Here is a 19,971-nt window from a genome sequence, read left to right as displayed (position 1 = left end):
TCGTTCCGCTTTCAGAGAAAGCGGTAGGTTTCGTCGAAGATTGCCGCGGCGACGATGCCGAAATCGCCCGGCCCGTACTGTACCAGCCAGTCGCCGACCTCGCCGTGCAGCACGCCGTTGCCGCTGCCCAGCGCGATGTCCGCCGGGGACTGCAGGCGCACCGCATGAACTGTGGCGGGCCGCTTGCGATAATCGCCGTCCTCGCCGCCGCACGTGCCGGGCAGCGGCTCGTACGTGCGGTCGAAGCGCGCGCGTTGCATGGTCCAGTGTTCGCCTCGCGTGCCGGTCAGGACCGGATCGCCCGGCGCGAAGGACACGGGTCCTTCCAGCGTGTCGCAGATGCCTGCCGCCGCCGCGAAACGGACATCCACCGGCACGGGCAGCTTGCAGGCCTCGCGCACGTCCGGCCAGGTGGTGATGTCTGTGTCGCTCGCGTTCATGCATGGTCCCGATCGAAAAAAATACAGCGACGCTGTTGACATTTATTGTAAGGCATAAACCTGACTATAATGGAATCTCTCTCATCCTGCCAACCGGTGCCACTTGACCCACAAACCCAACTCCATCGACCGTCTCTACGCCAAAGTCTTCTTCGCGTTCCGCGACCGCCTCGGCGGCAAGCCGGTGGTGCCGTCGCCGGCGATGGTACCGCTGACGGGCGCGCCGCTGCTCGTCGCACCACGCGACTTCGAGGCGGAAGCCGGCATCTACGGCAACCGCTACCGCGGCGCCTTCCTGCTGAACTTCGCGCTGGGCTTCGCCGCCGTGGTGCTGGCGCTCGTACCGCTCAGCGGCCTACTGTCCCAGCACATGCTGCACGTGCTGGCGATCCCGCTGAGTATCCTGGAGATCAGCTGCATCGTCGCGATCATGCTGATCCACTGGTACGGCCGCGACCAGCTCGAACACGAAGGCCGCGTGATCCGGGGCCTGCGCGCCCTCGGACTGCGCAACCTGAGCCAAGGCTGGCGCCGCCGCTGGGGCCAGGCCAGGCTGGCCGCGGAACACGTGCGCTACTTCGACCTGATGTTGGGCTTCCCGGGCAAGGTGCTGTATGCGGACGACATCCTGAAAGGCGCGGGGCCGGATCACGCGGAGACCGCCACGACGCTGCGCGCGCTGGCGGAGCGCTGCCCGGTCGCCGCCACCAACCCGGCGTACGTGGACGCCTACCGCGCCCACTTTCTGAGCGTGGTGCGGTACCAGCATGCCTATCACGTCAACAATTCGCATCGCTACCACCACATCCACCACCGCGTGCACACGACGGCCACGGTGTGCTTCTACCTGACGCTCGCCGCCTGCGGCCTGCACTTCTTCCTGCACCACCCACTGCTCTCGGTGCTGGCAGCGCTATTCCCGGCGCTGGCTGCGACCTGCCACGGCATCCTCGCCGCCGGCGAATTCAACAAGCTGTCCGAACAGTCGAAGAACATGGTGGCAGCGCTCGGCGAGCTCGAAAAGCAGGTGCTGGCGACGCCGGCAGGGATGCTCGGCGAACTGGAAAAACAGGTGGCGGCGTTCGTCCAGTTGATCATGCAGGAGGCCGTGGGCTGGCACATCACGCTGCGGGACAAGGATGTGCAAGTGGTGTGAGGACAGGCCGCTTCCTGGGTGAACGCAACAGCGGCGGCGGTACACCAGCCACGGCGCCACCAACACGATCGCGGTCACTAAACTGCACCTGCGACGACACGCCCGACGGCGCGAACTGAAACCGGCACGCAAGGCTTCAGCGGGACGTAACCGGTCATCCGCTGGCATACAAATATACGGATGGAAGGGTTGGAAGGAATAGAATAGGCCGCACAGTAAATATCATGCGTGCAGCAGGCGGCCTTCGTAGCGCCGGGCCAGGCGCCATTGTTCATCGCCGCCGTCAGGACATCCAGCATTACGCCTGCGCAGGCACTGCCGGCGGTTGTGTCGAGGACCATGCGGACAGAAATAGGGCCGTGGCCACGCGGCGCAACGTGCCAGCATGATGGCCATCACGGTGCCCGACATTGGGGTCTGCTCTCCCTGCCATGACAATCAGCTATTCATGCAGCGGGGTGGCTATCCATCGACGCGCTCAGCATTCAATTTGACAAAAAAAAACCGCCAACTGAGGGCGGGTTGAATCCAATTCTTGGAGGAGTTGGAGGAGACAGGTCGATTATGCTGCACCGCGCCATATTTCGCCAATCATCATTTGTAATGAGATGTATCACGGGTGGAAATGACACTCTAATCGGTGATGGCGAACAACTCCATCCGCAGTTCTGTGAAGGTGCCGGGTGCATAAATGGCTATCGCCTGGGCCTTCATCATCGCCTCGTAAAGCTCGCCGCGGTGATCGATCGAGAAATAATAAGCATTCGGGCGGACCGGCACTTCCATCGGCACCTGGGCCATGTGCACCAATTGCAGTCCGGGCAAGGCACTACGAATCAACGCCGCGATGTCGTGGGGCGATGCGATTTTTAACTGACGCGGCACCTCCGCGACCAGATTGAGCGCCGGCATATTGGCGGTGACGGCAAGGTACAGCCCAGCTTTCCGGTCCAGCAGCGTGGCGTCGACTTTTCCCTGATGATAAGGGCCTTGCTCCTTGTCGAAGGTCAGAGGAATGACGACGTATCTGGACGACACCACCGTATCGAGCAGTTCGCTCGGTGCCATGAACGTCGGGTCGATTTCAAAGGTGCAGTCCTCCTTGCGACGCACCTTGACTAGCGGAATGCAGTCGTAGGCGTCACGCATATCGAGATGCGACAGCAGCCGCAGTTTTTTTCTCATGTAGAAAACGTTGGTGCTGAGCGCGTCGGTGTAGAGGTCCAGCGTTTGGGCATCGAATGGTGCGTAGCGGGTGTCATCGTACGGGGCTTCGCAGCTGGCCAGGCTGCCGCCATTGCCTTGACGACCGGCAGAGCCGCGTAAAAGACAAAGCTTTGCTCATCTGCGGGCAGCTCGCCCAGATTGCTCGTCGATAGCGTTTGACGCTGCATTTAGGAAACTCATTGAGTTTTCGCAAGAAAGGTCCCCAGCCTGGCCGTTGCCACGATGACGATGAGCCCCCCCCCACTGCCACCATTATTGCGCAACCGCAACATATTCGCCATCGCTTGATTGATACTTGAACATCTGCGCACGGCTTTCGTCCGTGAGGGGCAAGGAGAGCTTGATGGAAGACCTGCTGCCGTATTTCAAGCGTGAACTGGTGTATCTGCGCCGCCTCGGCCGCGAATTTTACGAGCGCTATCCAGGGTGGGCGGCGCCCTGCAACTGGGCGACGACACTTGCCCGGACCCGCATGTCGAACAATTGATACAGTCCGTCGCGCTGCTGTCCGCGCGCGTGGCGAAGCGGCTCGACGACAGCTATCCTGAATTGACCGAAGCGCTGCTCGAAACGCTGTTTCCGCAATACATCAGGCCCTTCCCCTCCTGCTCGATAGTGCGCGCCACGTATCCTTCCATCAAGTCGGCGGGCGAGGCGCCGGTGCTGACCATCCCGCGCGGTACCGAGATGGATCCTTGGCCTGCCTGCACCCGGATTCCTCTCTTGGCGCTGGAGCGGCTGTGGTAAAAGTATGGATACTCGGCGGTGTAAATGGAACCAGACGTCAGGTGAAATATTCAGGAGCTGAATAATGAAAAAATTAATATCAATCGCTTTGATAATATTTACATCAAATTGTCACTCAATAAATATCAATAAATTTGAATCCATCTACATCGACACTGCAAAGAACATTCATATTATTTTTCCTGACGGCCGAGATAAAAAGATAACAAAAAATGGCCGTGCAGCAAGAGCAACCTTAGCGCCAGATAAGCATTCCGCAGCATGGCTAGTGTTAAATTCATGGATTGCGGAGGGAGATGTAGGGCCAAGTTCCAGTCAACTTGCAATTTATAGAAATAGCAGGCTTCGATATATAAAGTGTGAACCGTTCATCCGGGATTATTGGTTCTGGATGGGAGGAAAGCAGGTCGCTATTGATTGTGGAGGCAGGCATTTTGCAGGTACTCTCATGCTATATGACGCAAATACACTGCAAAATATTGACTCTATTTTCCAGGCAGACGTTCCGGAAGACAAGCGTCCCGCTTGGTCCAGGCAGGAAGGCAACTCCGACTCCAATACTGGTCAATAAACAGGAGTCCGCATGCTCTTGAACATCATCACCTTCCTGCAATTCGAAGCGCGTATCTGAAGCCGATGTATGTGTTTATCCTGCCCCCCCGGGGAGACTGACAGCATGGATTTACCGACCTATGACCTGGCCCGCAAGGCCGGCATGAGCGAAACAATGAAGGTGGAGCACGAAAGGGCCACTTGAATTTGCGCAGCATGGCCCTGGACAGCGAACTCAACGTGTTGAGCGAGGCGAAGAATGTGGCGTTTCAATTGCGCAGTGAGTTGTTTAGTCAGTGCTCCGGGATGGCGGGACCGGCACAGTTTGGGGATATGGCGGATACGTTTCAAAAATGGCGGGAAAGCGCTTCTATAAACGCGAACAGCAAAAAATCGGGAACTCAACTGACAAGTCAGCTACTGCCCTTCTACGTTGACCGAAAACCTGGCATCCCTGTTGTTTAGCCATGGAAAAATTACGACAACGATGGATATATGCCTCGGCTCACCCACACACGATATCGGTGGCAAGGCGATTGCGCGACTAGGCGACGAAGTCATGTGCCCACAGCGCTATCCCGGTGGCGCGCCGCATGGCTTCAATAAATCATTGCTGCTCCGCCGGGGGGATTCCGGTGTCCATACATGGCTGCAAGACGGCATGCGGATGCTCGCTCATCGGCAAGGCCAGTGCCACAGTGGGATAACTGGCCCTTGGCATCTATATGCGGGGACCTCTCATCAATGAACGCCCGTGCAGTGACCGTTAGCCAAATGGGGAAAACTCATGATGATCTTGTCCAAAAACAAAATGGGTTCGGAACTGGCAAAGCAAAATGGCATCTCGGAATAGACAATCCGTACGCCTGCAGCTTGGCTGGATTAGCAGCCTCATCTGGGTAGAGTTGAAGGGCCGGTCACGCAAAGGTGCACCGATTTGAGCAATTAACGGCCCTCGTCTTGTTTGGGCAATGGAAAACAATATGCCGCATGAACACGTTGCCGCGCGTACCGCTCTGGTATTGGAGACGAATAACCTGCGCGGCGGCGCCGGCCTGGATGCGGCCGGCGCCAGCCTGCTGCATGTGATCGGCCTGCTGGCGCAACAGAGCGTAGCACTGAGCGCACTCGCGCAAGTGGTCGTCACGCACGACGGCTTGTGCGAGCGCATTCGCACAAGCGCGGAGCGCCTGGCAGGCCGCAGCATCGACTTCGTGCGGATCCATGCCAGCACCGGCGACTACCAGGCCAAGAACGACGGTTTCGACGCCGTCCATGCCGACCGCTGCGACTACGTCTGCTTCGCCGACGCCGACTGCAAGCCCGAACACGACTGGCTTGAACAGCTGATCGCGCCGCTGGCGGACGCAGCGCCACCGGCAGTGGTGGCCGGCCGTACCAGCTACGCCGCCACCGTGGCAGGCACCGCCCTCACCACGATTGACTTCATGTACTTCCCCAGCCGGCTGCAAGCGCGCGCGACGCGCAACTTCTACGCCAACAACGTGGTGTTCTTGCGCGAGCTGTTCGCGCAGCACCGTTATCAGCCACTCGACGGCGTGTACCGCGCGCACTGTCAGGTGCTGGGCCTGCGCCTCCAAGCTGCTGGCGTGGCTCTGCACTACGCGGCGCGGGCACACACCGAGCACAAGCTGCCCGATACCCGCTTCGAGCTGCTCAAATTGCGCTGGATGCGCGGACAGGACACGCTCGGCCTGACGCCCCACCTGGTGCGCACCTATCTGCCAAGGTCTATGCAATGGCTGGGTCATAGCGGCCCTGTCGGACCGCTCTGCGTGCTGACGGCGCGGCTGTGGTACAGCCTGCGCGCGCTCAACCATCAGGATGCAGCGCCGGTGCGCGGCCTGCGCTGGGTGTCGGCCGTCACCCTGATCGGAATTTTTTCCGGGCTGGACATGCTTGGCGCACTGTGCCGGGGCCTGGGTATCCGCAGCGCAGCCGCCGAGGGCGCCGACGCACAGTCGCTGTCCTACCATGAACGCTAACCACGGGAAACCCTAGCATGACGTTGCACCGTTCCTACACCACTTTGCAATGGGCAGCCTTGAGCGCGATGGCGCTGACCTTTAGCGCCGGCGCCACCGACCTGGAGGGACGCGGCGTTCACTATTTTGCATCAAGCAGCGGCTGCCCGCTACCCGAGGTGAGCATGCGCGCCGAGATGTGCAACCGCATCGGCCTCGACGACCAGGCTACCACGGCAGCAGTCGACACTAGCTCGCACCAGATCCACTTCAACAACGCTCGTAGTTATGACAAAAAAACCATCGTCGGCGACGTGCTGTTGCAAGGCTCGGCACTGGATGAAGCGGGCCGTCGCGTACCGGTCAGCGTCCATCTGATACTGAGCAAATCCGGAGACGGCTGGTCCGTCAGCAGCCATGCGCATACACCGGTCAAGGGGGCGTTCAGCGCGGTACGCATCGACCCCTATCTCGTGGACGTGCCGGCAGCAAGTGGCCGACGTGTGCTGGTATCGTTCGAGCAAGCCACAAAGCTGGTGTCCGATCCCGCCCTGGCAGCGCGCCTGTCCAGCCACCTGGTGCAGGTACGTGACAACCGCAGCGCGAACACGGGCGATCCCGACATCACCATCGCGCTCGGTGCGGCCAAGGTAGCCAAGCCGGTGATGCGCGCACGGTTGCGCAGCGATCCGCCTAGCGCCGGCAACCCCGGCGCCCTGTTGGCGCACGGCACTTGGTCATTCGAGCTCGAAGCGCTGACCGGCAAAATCCCCGACCACGTGGTCCAGCGCGAACTGTTCCTGTACGGCCTGAGCGACCAGCCGCTGCTCAAACAGCTGATGAAGCGTGGCTTCGCCGCGCGCGACAAGCTGACCATCGGCGCCGTGCACGGCCAGGGCTACCTGCGTTACGGCGACCAGCAACAGGCCTTTGCCGGGGCCGGCGATGCGGCGGCGGCTTTCCTGCAGCAAAACTTTATCGGGCTGGTGCTGGGCAATCAACTGGCGGCAGGCGATGCGCTTGCACGCTGATGGATGGCCGCTGCCGGCCAGCCTGGCAGCGCCGCCACTATGCGGCTTGCCGGCCATGCAGGCACGCTGGGTCGACAGCATCAAGCGTGCCGCCCTGCGCCAACTGCATGCCAGCGTGGCCGGTGAACGGCTGCTGTTGCGTATCTACCTGATTGGCGAAGAGGCCAGCGAAATCGCGCTGCAGTCTGACCTGCTGGGCCAGCCGCCGGCCTGGCTGGTGCGACAAATGGAAAAGCACCTGGCGGACGAACGGCATCATGCTTCGCTGTTTGCCGCTGCGCTAACGGCGCGGGGCGGGATAGCGCCGATGCCTTTGTCCGCGCGGCCCGATGCGCTCACCCTGCGCAAGATCGCGCAATGGCGCACACTCGCGCATCGCTACGCTACCAGCTTTTCCGCAGGCCACCTCATCCCGGCGTTCGCTATCGGCTTGTGCGCCGAACAGACGTTCACCCGCGTTCTGCGGCGCCATTGCGCGCTGATTGGCGCAGTTCATCCGCTATATCCGCTGTTGGTTGGCGTGCTGAGCGATGAAGAACGCCACGTGCGCTTGTGCCAGCATACGCTGGCGCGTCTGGTGCTGCCGTCCGAACACGGGAGCCTGGCATCGCTGCTCGATGAGATTCGCGCCATCGACCGTGCCTGGGGCGTCTCCAGCGCGCTCATCATGTATCTGGCCGGCGCCGCGTTGCGGCTGTGGCCCGCACGTCCATGAACACCATCAAGGTGAGCTATCTGGCAACGGCCGACGCCCGCGGCCACCTGATGCGCGCGCAACTACTCACGCATGCGTTGCGCGAATGCGGCGCCGATGTCGACGTACTGACCACATCGGACGAAGGGGTCGCTTTCCTGGCCGGCTTCGGCATCACTGCCCACCTGCTGTCGCGCCACTACGCAGTCCAGTTCGACACCCGGCAAAACATGCTGCCCGCAGAAACCGACGCAAATATCGCCAACTATCTGTTCCGACCGTCGCGGATGTGGCGCGACATGATGCAACTACGCGTCGCTCTGCGCAGCGCGGACTTAATCATCAACGACTCCTTCCACCCGGCATTGCTGTTCATGGGCTGCATGCCGGCATGGCGGGGCAAGGTGGTACACGTCTACGGCGCCAGCTTGCGGCAGGCGGTCCAAAACAATTTTTCCGGGCGACTACCAGCTATCCTGTCACGCCTGTTCCATCGCATCGTCGGATGGCAGATCAACGCCAGCCTAGCGCGCATTGAGCACGACTTCAGCTACGAGGCGACTTGCGACGGCGCCACATTCCGCCTGCCGACTCCGGTCGTTGTGGCCGCGCTGTTCGACGCCACAGTGCCGCGCGCGCAGGCGTGCGCTGCCGTCTACCTCAATCCCCATTTCCGCGACCCCTGCCTGGCCGATGGCATTGAAACAGGCTTGGGTCTCGCCGGCATGCACGCAACGCTGGTCGGCGAAGGCTATGCCGGACGCGCGCGATGGCAGGCGCAGGACGCCGACTGGGTGCGGCAAGCTGCCGCCAGCAACCTGATCGTCTCGGCACCCGGCATGGCGGCGTTGTCGGTGGCGCTGGTCTACGGCCGGCCCATCGTGCTGGTGCTAACCGAGCAGCCGGAGCAGAAAATCAACGCAGCGCGCGCGGCGGCGCTGGGGCTGGCACATCGCATCGTCGTCTGGCGCGGCGACGCGGCCACGTTCGCCCACGACCTGTGCAGCGCGTGCGCCGATCTGCTACAAAACACCCCAAGCTTGCCTGCGCCGGACGGCCGCGCGGTAGCCGGCGCACGCCTGCAGAGCTGGGTAGCGGTGCTGTACCAGCTGGCTGCGCGGTCTGTCCAACGATGAGGCGTCCATCATGAAGCCCCCATTACCGGCGCATCTCACAACGATCAGCAATCCGCGCGCACTACTCGCCGTCGCGCTTGACTGGGCGCTGATTGCTGCCTGCTTCGTCGCGGCTATCCGCTTTTCCCATCCGCTGGTGCTCCTGCTGAGCGCGATACTGATCGCCCGCACCCAGCTCGCGCTAGCCGTGCTGATGCATGAAAGCGCTCACGGCACCCTGCTGTCGCATCGGCGCCTGAACGACATCGCCGGCCAGCTGTTCGCGGCAGCGCCACTGCTGCTGGTGATGGATTTTTATCGCAGCGGGCACTTGCAGCATCACCGCGCGCCAATGGTGGCCGACGATCCGGTCGCCACCATATTCGGCATTGACGACTACCCCGTAACGCGTAGGGAATTGGTGTGGCGTTTGTTCAAAGATGCCACCGGCATTGGGTACTTCCTCAGCGCGCGCAAGCTGGTGCGCGCCAGGCAGCGTGGCCGCAATCCGCACAAGACTGCCGGCCACGGCAAGCGGTTCTACGCAATCGCCAGCATCGTTGCGGTGCAGGGCGTGATGATCGGCCTGCTCGCGGCGGCGGGACATGCAGCGCTGTATGTCGGGCTTTGGATCTTGCCAGCGCTGACCTTGCTACCACTGTTCGGGCGCATACGCGCGATCACCGAGCATGCCGGCTACCGGGCGTCGGAAGATCAGCGATTCAGTGCGCGTACCGTCGTACGGCGCAGCTGGCAAACTTTTTTCGTCGGACCACATCGTATCCATTACCATATCGAGCATCATGAATATCCACGCGTACCCTTCTATCGCCTGCAGCAGGTGCATGCACTAATGGCACAACAAGGCCGTCTGCCGGCGGCCAACTTGTATCGATCATATGGACAGGTGCTGAGAGACGTCAGCCAACTCAAGCAAACTGCTGAACACTGACCGCATGCTTTGCGTTCGTACACGATCAATTGAGATTCGTATCCGCTCACCCCGACCAGCACCGCCAATGCCGTCAGCACCTCTCCTTGCCTGACTTCGCGTCACAAATCAGTTCGTTGGGCGATGGAACTTTCTGAGAAGGCGTCATTACCATGATGAATCATCCGCCAAAGCAGCCGGAGCAGTCCACACAGGCATCAGGAAACAGACGCCAAGCACCCCAACAAGGAGCATGATAATGCGCCCAAGCATGACACGAACACCTCAGGTGAATCAAGGCAAGCGTACGGCATCTGGCGCCATGCGCACCAGGCTGTCACGTGACAATAGCAACGCTGTCAAGAAGGCCAGCAACAACATGACATGGGGTATCACGATCATTTCGGCCATCAGCCTGACCCTTACATTGCTTGGTTATGGCGTCGCCATGGCGGTTGAAACGACATTTGGCATACCACACCAGACAGTCTATACATCCGCATTGGATCTCCTCGGCTTATCGGTATACGCCATGATTTCCGCGGTGTTGGGAATCGATGCAATCAAATGGCAGCCGATGCTTAAACAGGCTTGGCAACCCAGTCTTGTGGCGACAGCGGGCATGTTCATTTTTATATACGCCCTGCTTTACTCAGGAACCCGCCAAGCCAAAACACTCATGGGACCGAATAGTTTCTGGCGCTATTTTGGGCGCCCGACCAAGCATGACTCAAGCGGCCGCCTATTGGCCAAGGGGGTGATCAAATCGGGCTTATTTGGCGGATTCATATTCATTAGTCCATTTTTGCTTACCGGTGGTCTCATATTCACCGTGATCCTGATTTCCATCGTCCCCATGTTTGGCATGCAACTGGGAACCCACTACTTCAGGAAGTTTGTAATCAGCCCCGCCACTTGCGAGCCCGTCAGAGCGCATGCGGCGCTGCTGCAGATGTTGTCCACCCCGCGAAAAAAGACTGTGCCTGTCATCTCGACAGCCAACTGCGTTGCGCTTTTCAAGGATGCTACCCGGGTGGCAATTGGTCGGGTGGTCGTCTCGACACCTTCCGCTATCGTGCTGTTCGAGCCGGTCAGCGGTTCTGCACGGCGAGTGCCGATAGGCGAATTAACCGTGCAAGTTGTCGATCATGTTCCAGCAATCGATCACCCTTAACCCTGGTGCAATCCTCGCGTCCGCAAACCGATGACTCACACCAGCCCGGTCAGATAGTAGGTAGCAATCACCAAAAACACGACGCCCGTCTTGATCACGGTGATGCCGAAAATATCGCGGTACGACTGCCGGTGCGTCAGTCCAGTCACGGCCAGCAGGGTGATGACGGCGCCGTTGTGCGGCAAGGTGTCCATGCCGCCGCTGGCCATGGCCACCACGCGGTGCATCACTTCGAGCGGAATGTGGGCCTGGTGCGCGGCGGCGATGAAACTGTCGGACATGGCGGCCAGCGCGATGCTCATGCCACCCGAGGCCGACCCCGTGATGCCGGCCAGGGCCGTCACCGAGACGGCCGCATTGACCAGCGGGTCGGGCACGCTGCGCAGCGTATTGCTGACGGCGATAAAACCGGGCAGCGCGGCAATGACGCCGCCGAAGCCATATTCGGAGGCCGTATTCATGGCGGCCAGCAGGGCGCCGCCGACGGCGGTTTTCGTGCCTTCGGCAAAGGAATCCTTGATGCGCCCGAAGGCGGTGGCGCATACCAGCAAAATGCCCAGCAACAAGGCCCCTTCGACGGCCCAGATGCCGACCACGGCGCTGATCGAGGTGGTCACGGGCGCATGCAGGCCCGGCAGTTCATCGCTGGTGATGACGTGGCTGGCGCCATACCAGCGCGGTATCGCATGCGTCAGCAGGAAATTGGCCACACCCACCAGCAACAGCGGCGCAAGCGACAGCAGCGGCGACGGCAGATTCGCCGGGTCGGCCGGGGCGACCGGCTCGGTATCGCCGCCATAGCCTTCGCCGCTGGCCATCACCGAACGCCGCCGCCATTCCAGGTAGGCCAGGCCCGTTGCCACCGTCAGCACGGCGCCGATGGTGCCCAGCCAGGGCGCGGCCCAGCCCGTGGTCTGGAAAAAAGTGGTGGGAATGATGTTCTGGATCTGCGGCGTGCCGGGCAAGGTGTCCATGGTGAAGCTGAAGGCACCGAGGGCGATGGCGCCCGGCATCAGGCGCTTGGGGATGTTGCTTTGGCGGTAAAGTTCGGCCGCAAACGGATACACGGCAAACACCACCACGAACAGCGATACGCCGCCATACGTCAGGGCGCCGCACACGGCGACGATCACGGCATTGGCGCGCGAGCGGCCGATGTAGCGGATGGCGGCCACCACGATGGACTGGGAAAAGCCGGACAGTTCAATCAGCTTGCCGAACACGGCGCCCAGCAGGAACACGGGAAAGTAGAGCTTGATAAAGCCCACCATCTTTTCCATGAAGATGCCGCTGAACACGGGCGCCACTGCCGACGCGTCGGTCAGCAGCACGGCGCCCAGCGCGGCCACGGGAGCAAACAGGATCACGCTGTAGCCACGGTAGGCGGCCAGCATGAGGAAGGCCAGGGCGGCCAGTACTATCAGAAAAGACATGTCGTTCGGACCTCTGCGCAAGAATTTATCGACCAGCAACCATGCAAAAAGTACCACGATTTGTGGCGTTTTCCTATTGGCCATGTCAATTTCTGCGCAGGTGCAAACACGGCGGGCGCTTTCCCGGCGCATGTGATCGCTGCCCAGACGCATACCTTTTAAGTATCGAATGGATACCCAATCGGTGTTGGACGCCACCGCACCAGTTATCTATTCTATATATATCAGATAACAATCAAGGTGATATCTTGCCGCACAGCATAAAACCACAGCAGCACGCAGCCAGGCTGCAGCCGGAACCGCGCGACGGCGGCCAGGCCGCCGGCGGGTTGCGTCTGGCCGACTGGTCAGTATCAGCCGTGGCCGCCGGATTCATGGCCGTGCTGGTGTCGTATGCGGGTCCGCTGGCGATTTTTTACCAGGCGGCCCAGGCGGCGGACATGAGCAATGCCATGTTTGCCTCCTGGGTCTGGGGCATTTCCATCGGCGCGGGGCTGGCGGGCATTTTCCTCAGCTGGAAGCTGCGCCTCCCCGTCATCACGGCCTGGTCCGCGCCCGGCACGGCGCTCCTGATCACCCTGTTTCCCGCCATGCCGGTCAGCGAAGCGGTGGGCGCGTACTTGACGGCCGCGCTGATTCTGCTGGCCATCGGCGTGACGGGCCAGTTCGACCGTCTGATGGCGCTCATCCCCAAAGGCATTGCCAGCGGCATGATGGCCGGCATCTTGCTGCCATTTGGCCTGAATGCCTTCAAATCCATCGGCTCGCTGCCGCTCCTCAGTTGCGGCATGATCGCCGCCTACCTGGTGTTCAAGCGCCTGCTGCCGCGCTACTGCATCGTGCTGTTGCTGCTCAGCGGCGCGCTGCTGGCCTGGGCCGGCGGCCACACGCACTTTGACGGCATCACGCTGGAGCTGGCCACGCCGCACTTCATCGCGCCCACCTGGTCGTGGGCCGGCACCTTCAGCCTGGCGCTGCCGCTGGTGCTGACCACCCTGACCGGCCAGTACCTGCCCGGCATGGCCGTGCTGCGCGGGGCCGGCTATGACAGCCCGGTGCGCCCCATCCTCACGGCCAGCAGCATCGCTTCGCTGGCCGTGGCCTGCGCGGGCGGCATCACGATCGCCATCGCCGCCATCACCGCAGCCATGTGCACGGGACGCGATGCGCACGACGATCCCGCGCGGCGCTACATCGCCGGCGTGGCCAACGGCCTGTTCTACCTGCTCGCCGGCCTGTGCGGCGGCTCGCTGGTGATGCTGTTCGCCGCCCTGCCGCGCGAACTGGTGGCCACCCTGGCCGGCCTGGCACTGCTGGGCGCCATCACCGTCAACCTCGCCGGCATCGCGGCGGCCGAAGACCACCGCGAAGCGTCCGTCATCACCTTCCTTGCCACCGCCTCGGGCATGAGTTTCCTGGGCCTGGGCTCGGCCTTCTGGGGCATTTTGATCGGCATGCTGGCCTGCTGGCTCCTGCATGCCGGGCGGCGGCAGGCCGCGCGCCCCTCCTGACGCACATCCCGTACTTCCCTTCACCACACCCGCACGCCCATCCGGCCGCGCGGCTGGCCCTCCACACCCCACAACAACACCCAGGAGACTTGCATCATGCGACATATCGACGTACACGAATTATCCGACAAGGCCCGTTTCAACCGCTTCCATGCCGGAGTGCTGCTGTGGTGCGCCCTCATCATCATCTGCGACGGCTATGACCTGGCCGTGGCCGGCATCGCCCTGCCTTCGATCATGAAGGACATGGGCGTGACGGCGCAAAACGCGGGCTTCATGGTCAGTTCCGCGCTGTTCGGCATGATGTTTGGCGCCATCTTCCTCGGCACCATCGCCGACCGCATCGGACGGCGCAAGGCGATCGCCATCTGCATCGCGCTGTTCAGCGTCTTCACGGCGGCGGCGGGCTTCACGCACGACCCGTACACCTTCAGCGCCATGCGCTTCCTGGCAGGGCTGGGCATCGGCGGGGTGATGCCCAATGTGGTGGCGCAGATGACGGAATACTCGCCGAAGAAAATCCGCGCCACCATGGTCACCCTGATGTTCAGCGGCTATGCCGTGGGCGGCATGCTGGCGGCGTTGCTGGGCAAGGGACTGCTGGAAACCTATGGCTGGTCGTCCGTCTTCCTGGCCGCCGGCCTGCCCGTGCTGCTGATACCCGTGATCCTGAAAACGCTGCCCGAATCGATGCCCTTCCTGATCCGCGAAAACCGCCTCGATGAACTCAAGCAGATCGTCGCGCGCATGGAGCCGTCGTATCGTCCCGATGCGGGCGACCGCTTCGCCCTGCCCGCGCAGGACCGCGCCGAGAGCGCCCCCATCGGCAAGCTGTTCCAGGATGGACGCGGCTTCAGCACCGCGATGTTCTGGATCGCCTTTTTCATGTGCCTGTTCATGGTGTATGCGCTCAGCTCCTGGCTCACCAAGCTGATGGCCAGCGCCGGCTACAGCCTCGGTTCGGCCCTGACCTTCGTGCTGGTGCTGAATTTCGGCGCCGTCATCGGCGCCGTCGGCGGCGGCTGGCTGGCGGACCGCTTCAACATCAAGTATGTGCTGATGGGCATGTACGCGCTGGCGGCCGTGTCGATTACGCTGCTTGGCTTCAAGGTGCCGACCGAACTGCTGTTCCTGCTGGTGGGCCTGGCCGGCGCCTCGACCATCGGCACGCAGATCGTCACCTATGCCTATGCGGGCCAGTTCTATCCGATGGCGATCCGTTCGACCGGCATCGGCTGGGCATCGGGCGTGGGCCGCAGCGGCGCCATCCTGGCGCCCATCGCCATCGGCACGCTGGTCGGCATGGCGCTGCCGCTGGAACAGAATTTCATGGCCATCGCCATCCCCGCGGCCATCGCCGTCATCGCCGTATCGCTGATACGCCATGGCCGTTCGGCCTCGGTGCAAGCGGCACCGGCGATGCCGCCACGCGCGCGCGCCGTTCAATGATAAGCACGACTACATTTACGACAACAACGGAGACCAGCATGAACAACACCACCGCCTGCACGGCACTGATCGCGGCAGGATGCCTGAGCACGGGTGCACAGGCCCAGCAAGTAACCATGTACGGCCTGCTTGACCTGGGCGTGGCCTACACCACCAATGCCAATGCCGCCGGCGACAGCATCGTCAAGATGCCGTCGCTGACGGCCTCGCTGCCCTCGCGCATCGGCTTTCGCGGCAGCGAAGACCTGGGCGGCGGCGCGCAAGCCATCTTCGCCCTGGAAACGGGCATCGGCGCCGACACGGGCACAACGGGCCAGGGCAACCGCCTGTTCGGCCGCGCCGCCTATGTCGGCCTGAAAAATGCCTACGGCCAGCTGATGCTGGGCCGGCAGGTGAACATGACCTTCCTCGCCACCGCCAGGTCGGACATCATCGGGCCCAACATCTTCAGCATCAGCAGCCTCGATCTGTACCTGCCCAATGCGCGCAGCGACAACGCCATCGGCTACCTGGGCGTGTTCAAGGAATTGACGGTGGGCGCCACCTACAGCTTCGGGCGCGATGCATCTTCGGCGGGCGGGCCGGCCGCCACCGGCTGCGCGGGGGAAGTGCCGGGCAATGCGCGCGCCTGCCGCCAGGTGACGGGCATGCTGGCCTGGGATACCAGGACATGGGGCGCCTCGGCATCGTACGACCAGCTGCGCGGCGGCCCCGGCGCGGCCAACGGCCTGCTGCGCGCAACCGATACCGACCGGCGCATTTCGCTCAATGGCTACGCGGTGCTGGGACAAACCAAGATCGGCGGCGGCGCCATCGAGCGCCGCATCGATGCGGCCAGCGACAGCCGCCTGGGCCTGTATTACCTGGGCGCGTCCTACACCTTCGACGGCCCGTGGCAGCTCGATGGCCAGCTGTCGCGCCTGGACGTCAAGGACAGCCCGAAGGCATCCAATCTGGCGGTGCTGCGCGCCACCTATTACCTGTCCAAGCGCACGGCCGTCCACGCCTCCCTGGGCCGCATGCAGAACAAGGGCGGTGCCGCCATCGCCCTCGATGCTGGCGGTACCGTGGGCGCGGGGCTGAACCAGTCCGGCGTGCTGATGGGCGTGCGCCACGCGTTCTAACCCCGTTGCCGCGTCAGAGCATTTCCTTCACGTGCGGCAGCTTGCAGGCGTCGTAGATCTCATAGATTACGCTGAGCATGTTGGACAGTTCTTCCGAGCGGTCCATCAGCCGCACGCTGAAGATGATGGGCGATACGGCGCGCCGGTCGTCGATGGCGCGGTACACCACGTCGTTGCGCTTCATGCCCTGCAGGCTGTCGGGCACGATGGCAATGCCCTGGCCGGCGCCCACCAGACCGATGGCGATCTGCAGTTCGCGCACCTCGATCACCTGTTCCGGCACGATCATGCGGTCGCGGAAGGTGGCCAGCACCTGATCGGCAAAGCTGGGACGGGGTGACTTCGGATAGACGATGAGCGGGTCGTGCAGCAGGTCGTTCATCTTCAGCGGCCCTGCTTGCGCGGCGAGCCGGTGCCCCATGGGCAGCGCCACGATCAGCGGCTCCTCGCGCAGCACGATGCGGCGTATCGCGGCATCCTCGCGCTTGAGGCGGCCGAAGCCGACGTCGATACGGCCTTCCTTCAATGCCTGCAGCTGCTCCATCGTGGTCATCTCGTGAAAGCTGATCTCCACCGCCTGATAGCGTTCGCGAAAGCGCCGCACGATCTCCGGCAGCAGGCCATACAGGGTGGAGGCGACAAAGCCGATCGACAAGGTGCGCTCGATCTTGCCCACGCGCTGGGTCATGGTCTTCAGGTCGGCGGCCTTGGCCAGCAGCTCCTGCGCATGCGCATGAAAGAAGCGTCCCGCCTCGGTCAGGCGCAAGGGACGCGATCCCTTTTCGATCAGCTGCACTTCCAGCTCTTCTTCCAGCTGCTGGATCTGGCGGCTCAGGGGCGGCTGGGCGATGTGCAGGCGCTCGGCGGCCCGCGTGAAATTCTTCTCTTCCGCGACGGCGACGAAATAACGCAGGTGACGCAGCTCCATATATACCTTTTAAGTATTGAAACCATACCAAAACAGTGTTGGACGTGGGGTGTAACGGGGAATATCGTACACATACCTGCTCACATTATACAAATTAAATATGATACTCAGCATAGAAACCATCCTCGCCGACGTGCCAACCATCCGCGCGCACAAGATGTCGGTAGCCACCATGAAGTCGCAGACGCTGGTGCTGGTGCGCGTACGCTGCGCCGACGGCATCGAGGGCTGGGGCGAAGCGACCACCATCGGTGGCCTGAACTATGGCGAAGAGAGCCCGGAAAGCATCAAGACAAATATCGACACGCATATCGCCCCCCTGCTGGTCGGCATGGAGGCGAGCGGCGTGGCCATGGCCATGGCGAAAGTGCGCAAGACCATCCAGGGCAACCGCTTTGCCAAATGCGCGATCGAGACAGCCTTGCTCGATGCGCAGGGCCAGCGCCTGGGCGTGCCGCTGAGCGAACTGCTGGGCGGCCGCGTGCGCGATGCGCTGCCTGTCGCATGGACCCTGGCCAGCGGCGACACGGCGCAGGACATCGCCGAAGCGCAGCAGATGCTGGAACTGCGCCGCCACCGCATCTTCAAGCTGAAGATCGGCTCGCGCAGCGTGGCTGACGATGTCTCGCACGTGCTGGCCATCAAGCGCGCCCTGGGCGACGCGGCCAGCGTGCGGGTCGACGTCAACCAGGCATGGAGCGAACTCGATGCCATGCGCGGCATCGCCGCACTGCAGGATGGCGGCGTGGACCTGATCGAACAACCGGTGCGCGCCGATAACACGGCCGCGCTGGGCCGCCTGGCTGCCCGTTTCGACGTCGCCATCATGGCCGACGAGGCGCTGCACGGCCCCGGCGACGCCTTCCGCCTGGCCTGCTCCGGCAGCGCCGACGTGTATGCCGTCAAGATCACCCAGTCGGGGGGGCTGATCCCCGCGCAGCAAGTGGCCACCGTGGCACAGCTGGCCGGCATCGGCCTGTATGGCGGCACCATGCTCGAAGGCAGCATCGGCACGGCGGCCAGCGCCCACCTGTGCGCCACCTTTGCCGACCTGTCGTGGGACACGGAATTGTTCGGCCCCCTGCTGCTGACCGAGGAAATCCTGCGCGAACCGCTGGTGTACCGCGACTTCATGCTGCAGGTGCCCACCGGCCCCGGACTGGGCGTACAGATAGACACCGACAAACTGCGCCGCCTGGCGCGCCAATAAGGAGATTGCCATGCTGTTCCACGTGAGGATGGATGTAAGACTGCCGCCCGACATGCCGGCCGACCGGGCCGACTTGCTGAAAAAAGAAGAAAAGGCGCTGGCGCAGCGCCTGCAGGAACAGGGCCAGTGGCGCCACCTGTGGCGCATCGCCGGCCAGTACGCCAACGTCAGCATCTTCGACGTGGCTGGCAACGAAGAGCTGCACGCGCTGCTGCTGTCGCTGCCGCTGTACCCCTACATGCAGATCGAAGTGACGCCGCTGTGCCGGCATCCATCCTCGATCCGCGCCAACGACCTTTAATCACCGCAGCATCATTCCCAACAGAGGAGACAAACATGACACACAATGACATCGATACCCTGGTAAAAAGCTGGATCGTCGACGCCGCCATCCGCCCCGCCAACCCGCGCGTGCAAGCCATCGTGCTGCGCCTGGTAGGCGACCTGTGCAAGGCCATGGAAGACCTGGACATCCAGCCCGCCGAATTCTGGACCGGTCTCGATTTCCTGTCCCAGGCCGGCGCCTCGCACGAACTGGGCCTGCTGACGCCGGGCCTGGGCCTGGAGCGCTTCATGGATATCCGCGCCGACGAAGCCGAAGCCAAGGCGGGCCTGAACGGCGGCACGCCGCGCACCATCGAAGGTCCGCTGTATGTCGCCGGCGCCCCCGCAAGCGAAGGCTTTGCCCGTCTTGACGACGGCAGCGAAAGCGCGCAGGCAGAAGTGCTGCTGATGCAGGGCACCGTCTACGACCAGCAGGGCAAGCCGCTGCCGGGCGCCAAGGTGGAAGTCTGGCATGCCAACCTGCTGGGCAACTATTCGTACTTCGACCAGAGCCAGTCGGCCTTCAACCTGCGCCGCACCATCTACGCCGATGCACAGGGCCGCTACCAGTTCCGCAGCATCATGCCCAAGGGCTACGGCTGTCCTCCTGGCGGCAGCACGCAGCGCCTGCTCGACCTGCTGGGCCGTCATGGCCAGCGCCCTGCCCACATCCACTTTTTCATCAGTGCCGACGGCCAGCGCCAGCTGACCACGCAGATCAACATCGATGGCGATGAATACCTGTGGGACGACTTCGCCTTCGCCAGCCGCGAAGGCCTGGTGCCGGCCGTGACGCGCATCAGCGACCCGGCAACCCTGGCCGCGAAAGACCTGCAGCAGCCGTTCGCCTCGATCGACTTCGATTTCCACCTGTATGCGGAAACGGCCACGGCGCCGACCTCGCAAGTCGACCGCAGCCGCGCTGCTGCCTGAAGGTGAT

Annotated in this window: 20 protein-coding genes and 1 pseudogene; 17 read left to right on the top strand and 4 right to left on the bottom strand. The window is 62.6% G+C overall.

What is annotated here, in order from left to right:
- Positions 1–11: 11 nt before the first annotated feature.
- Positions 12–440, bottom strand: a complete 429-nt coding sequence (locus tag CLU91_RS21425; protein WP_157814753.1) for a PGDYG domain-containing protein — start codon at positions 438–440, stop codon at positions 12–14.
- A gap of 103 nt (positions 441–543) precedes the next feature.
- Between CLU91_RS21425 and CLU91_RS21420 the strand changes: the two genes are divergently transcribed.
- Positions 544–1,596: a hypothetical protein gene (locus CLU91_RS21420; protein ID WP_100875742.1), complete on the top strand. Its 1,053-nt coding sequence runs from the start codon at positions 544–546 to the stop codon at positions 1,594–1,596.
- Positions 1,597–2,229: 633 nt separating this feature from the next.
- Here CLU91_RS21420 and tssK read toward each other — a convergent pair.
- The gene (tssK, locus tag CLU91_RS21415) at positions 2,230–2,883 is read right to left on the bottom strand and encodes a type VI secretion system baseplate subunit TssK (RefSeq protein ID WP_100875741.1); all 654 of its coding nucleotides are present in this window, start codon (positions 2,881–2,883) and stop codon (positions 2,230–2,232) included.
- A gap of 283 nt (positions 2,884–3,166) precedes the next feature.
- Between tssK and CLU91_RS21410 the strand changes: the two are divergent.
- The 10 genes and pseudogenes from CLU91_RS21410 (at position 3,167) to CLU91_RS21370 (ending at position 11,052) form a co-directional block, all read left to right on the top strand.
- Positions 3,167–3,570, top strand: a pseudogene (locus CLU91_RS21410) (type VI secretion system baseplate subunit TssF).
- A gap of 64 nt (positions 3,571–3,634) precedes the next feature.
- Positions 3,635–4,141: a hypothetical protein gene (locus CLU91_RS27955; protein WP_157814752.1), complete on the top strand. Its 507-nt coding sequence runs from the start codon at positions 3,635–3,637 to the stop codon at positions 4,139–4,141.
- 182 nt (positions 4,142–4,323) lie between these two features.
- The gene (locus tag CLU91_RS28295; RefSeq protein WP_198521377.1) at positions 4,324–4,587 is read left to right on the top strand and encodes a hypothetical protein; all 264 of its coding nucleotides are present in this window, start codon (positions 4,324–4,326) and stop codon (positions 4,585–4,587) included.
- Positions 4,588–4,609: 22 nt separating this feature from the next.
- Entirely contained in the window at positions 4,610–4,870 is a 261-nt protein-coding gene (locus tag CLU91_RS21400) for a hypothetical protein (protein ID WP_442906611.1), read from the top strand.
- A gap of 235 nt (positions 4,871–5,105) precedes the next feature.
- The gene (locus CLU91_RS21395) at positions 5,106–6,128 is read left to right on the top strand and encodes a glycosyltransferase (protein WP_232730828.1); all 1,023 of its coding nucleotides are present in this window, start codon (positions 5,106–5,108) and stop codon (positions 6,126–6,128) included.
- A 17-nt stretch (positions 6,129–6,145) separates the two neighbouring features.
- Positions 6,146–7,138 carry a hypothetical protein gene (locus CLU91_RS21390; protein WP_100875738.1) on the top strand — a complete coding sequence of 331 codons (993 nt, stop codon included), beginning with the start codon at positions 6,146–6,148 and terminating at the stop codon, positions 7,136–7,138.
- A gap of 55 nt (positions 7,139–7,193) precedes the next feature.
- Positions 7,194–7,853 (top strand): hypothetical protein, encoded by a 660-nt coding sequence (locus CLU91_RS21385; RefSeq protein WP_332870897.1) that lies wholly within the window; start codon positions 7,194–7,196, stop codon positions 7,851–7,853.
- Positions 7,850–8,968, top strand: coding sequence for a hypothetical protein (locus CLU91_RS21380; RefSeq protein ID WP_100875736.1), 1,119 nt, complete (start codon positions 7,850–7,852; stop codon positions 8,966–8,968). The genes CLU91_RS21385 and CLU91_RS21380 overlap by 4 nt, the downstream gene beginning before the upstream one ends.
- A gap of 10 nt (positions 8,969–8,978) precedes the next feature.
- Positions 8,979–9,899, top strand: a complete 921-nt coding sequence (locus tag CLU91_RS21375) for a fatty acid desaturase family protein (protein ID WP_100875735.1) — start codon at positions 8,979–8,981, stop codon at positions 9,897–9,899.
- Between the two features lie 238 nt (positions 9,900–10,137).
- Positions 10,138–11,052, top strand: a complete 915-nt coding sequence (locus tag CLU91_RS21370; RefSeq protein ID WP_157814751.1) for a hypothetical protein — start codon at positions 10,138–10,140, stop codon at positions 11,050–11,052.
- Between the two features lie 35 nt (positions 11,053–11,087).
- Here CLU91_RS21370 and CLU91_RS21365 read toward each other — a convergent pair whose 3' ends face one another.
- Positions 11,088–12,485 carry a GntP family permease gene (locus CLU91_RS21365; protein WP_100876847.1) on the bottom strand — a complete coding sequence of 466 codons (1,398 nt, stop codon included), beginning with the start codon at positions 12,483–12,485 and terminating at the stop codon, positions 11,088–11,090.
- Positions 12,486–12,772: 287 nt separating this feature from the next.
- Between CLU91_RS21365 and CLU91_RS21360 the strand changes: the two genes are divergently transcribed.
- The 3 genes from CLU91_RS21360 to CLU91_RS21350 all read left to right on the top strand — a co-directional run bounded on the left by CLU91_RS21360 (position 12,773) and on the right by CLU91_RS21350 (position 16,569).
- Positions 12,773–13,996 carry a benzoate/H(+) symporter BenE family transporter gene (locus tag CLU91_RS21360; protein WP_442906610.1) on the top strand — a complete coding sequence of 408 codons (1,224 nt, stop codon included), beginning with the start codon at positions 12,773–12,775 and terminating at the stop codon, positions 13,994–13,996.
- A 96-nt stretch (positions 13,997–14,092) separates the two neighbouring features.
- Positions 14,093–15,445, top strand: coding sequence for an MFS transporter (locus CLU91_RS21355; protein WP_100875732.1), 1,353 nt, complete (start codon positions 14,093–14,095; stop codon positions 15,443–15,445).
- A gap of 38 nt (positions 15,446–15,483) precedes the next feature.
- On the top strand, positions 15,484–16,569 hold the full coding sequence (locus CLU91_RS21350) for a porin (protein ID WP_100875731.1): 1,086 nt from the start codon (positions 15,484–15,486) through the stop codon (positions 16,567–16,569).
- A 13-nt stretch (positions 16,570–16,582) separates the two neighbouring features.
- Here CLU91_RS21350 and CLU91_RS21345 read toward each other — a convergent pair whose 3' ends face one another.
- Positions 16,583–17,497 (bottom strand): LysR family transcriptional regulator, encoded by a 915-nt coding sequence (locus CLU91_RS21345; protein WP_100875730.1) that lies wholly within the window; start codon positions 17,495–17,497, stop codon positions 16,583–16,585.
- Between the two features lie 100 nt (positions 17,498–17,597).
- Between CLU91_RS21345 and CLU91_RS21340 the strand changes: the two genes are divergently transcribed.
- Genes CLU91_RS21340 through catA form a run of 3 tightly spaced genes read left to right on the top strand, consistent with a single transcriptional unit; the run spans position 17,598 to position 19,964 of the window.
- Positions 17,598–18,707, top strand: coding sequence for a muconate/chloromuconate family cycloisomerase (locus CLU91_RS21340; protein WP_100875729.1), 1,110 nt, complete (start codon positions 17,598–17,600; stop codon positions 18,705–18,707).
- Between the two features lie 10 nt (positions 18,708–18,717).
- Positions 18,718–19,008, top strand: coding sequence for a muconolactone Delta-isomerase (gene catC / locus CLU91_RS21335; protein ID WP_198521376.1), 291 nt, complete (start codon positions 18,718–18,720; stop codon positions 19,006–19,008).
- Positions 19,009–19,043: 35 nt separating this feature from the next.
- Positions 19,044–19,964 carry a catechol 1,2-dioxygenase gene (catA, locus tag CLU91_RS21330; protein WP_100875727.1) on the top strand — a complete coding sequence of 307 codons (921 nt, stop codon included), beginning with the start codon at positions 19,044–19,046 and terminating at the stop codon, positions 19,962–19,964.
- Positions 19,965–19,971: the final 7 nt, after the last annotated feature.

This window comes from Janthinobacterium sp. 64, from assembly GCF_002813325.1.
Classification (GTDB): domain Bacteria; phylum Pseudomonadota; class Gammaproteobacteria; order Burkholderiales; family Burkholderiaceae_D; genus Janthinobacterium.
Note: the sequence above shows the minus strand (reverse complement) of the source record. Positions and strands in the feature narration are given on the sequence as shown.

What these genes read in the sequence shown, in the direction of transcription:
- catA (WP_100875727.1), top strand. Translation starts at nt 19,044, where the DNA reads ATGACACACAATGACATCGATACCCTGGTAAAAAGCTGGATCGTCGAC.
- CLU91_RS27955 (WP_157814752.1), top strand. Translation starts at nt 3,635, where the DNA reads ATGAAAAAATTAATATCAATCGCTTTGATAATATTTACATCAAATTGT.
- CLU91_RS21425 (WP_157814753.1), bottom strand. Translation starts at nt 440, where the DNA reads ATGAACGCGAGCGACACAGACATCACCACCTGGCCGGACGTGCGCGAG.
- catC (WP_198521376.1), top strand. Translation starts at nt 18,718, where the DNA reads ATGCTGTTCCACGTGAGGATGGATGTAAGACTGCCGCCCGACATGCCG.
- CLU91_RS21365 (WP_100876847.1), bottom strand. Translation starts at nt 12,485, where the DNA reads ATGTCTTTTCTGATAGTACTGGCCGCCCTGGCCTTCCTCATGCTGGCC.
- CLU91_RS21390 (WP_100875738.1), top strand. Translation starts at nt 6,146, where the DNA reads ATGACGTTGCACCGTTCCTACACCACTTTGCAATGGGCAGCCTTGAGC.
- CLU91_RS21370 (WP_157814751.1), top strand. Translation starts at nt 10,138, where the DNA reads ATGCGCCCAAGCATGACACGAACACCTCAGGTGAATCAAGGCAAGCGT.
- CLU91_RS21400 (WP_442906611.1), top strand. Translation starts at nt 4,610, where the DNA reads ATGGATATATGCCTCGGCTCACCCACACACGATATCGGTGGCAAGGCG.
- CLU91_RS21355 (WP_100875732.1), top strand. Translation starts at nt 14,093, where the DNA reads ATGCGACATATCGACGTACACGAATTATCCGACAAGGCCCGTTTCAAC.
- CLU91_RS21350 (WP_100875731.1), top strand. Translation starts at nt 15,484, where the DNA reads ATGAACAACACCACCGCCTGCACGGCACTGATCGCGGCAGGATGCCTG.
- CLU91_RS21340 (WP_100875729.1), top strand. Translation starts at nt 17,598, where the DNA reads ATGATACTCAGCATAGAAACCATCCTCGCCGACGTGCCAACCATCCGC.
- CLU91_RS21345 (WP_100875730.1), bottom strand. Translation starts at nt 17,497, where the DNA reads ATGGAGCTGCGTCACCTGCGTTATTTCGTCGCCGTCGCGGAAGAGAAG.
- CLU91_RS21380 (WP_100875736.1), top strand. Translation starts at nt 7,850, where the DNA reads ATGAACACCATCAAGGTGAGCTATCTGGCAACGGCCGACGCCCGCGGC.
- CLU91_RS21395 (WP_232730828.1), top strand. Translation starts at nt 5,106, where the DNA reads ATGCCGCATGAACACGTTGCCGCGCGTACCGCTCTGGTATTGGAGACG.
- CLU91_RS21385 (WP_332870897.1), top strand. Translation starts at nt 7,194, where the DNA reads ATGCAGGCACGCTGGGTCGACAGCATCAAGCGTGCCGCCCTGCGCCAA.
- CLU91_RS21375 (WP_100875735.1), top strand. Translation starts at nt 8,979, where the DNA reads ATGAAGCCCCCATTACCGGCGCATCTCACAACGATCAGCAATCCGCGC.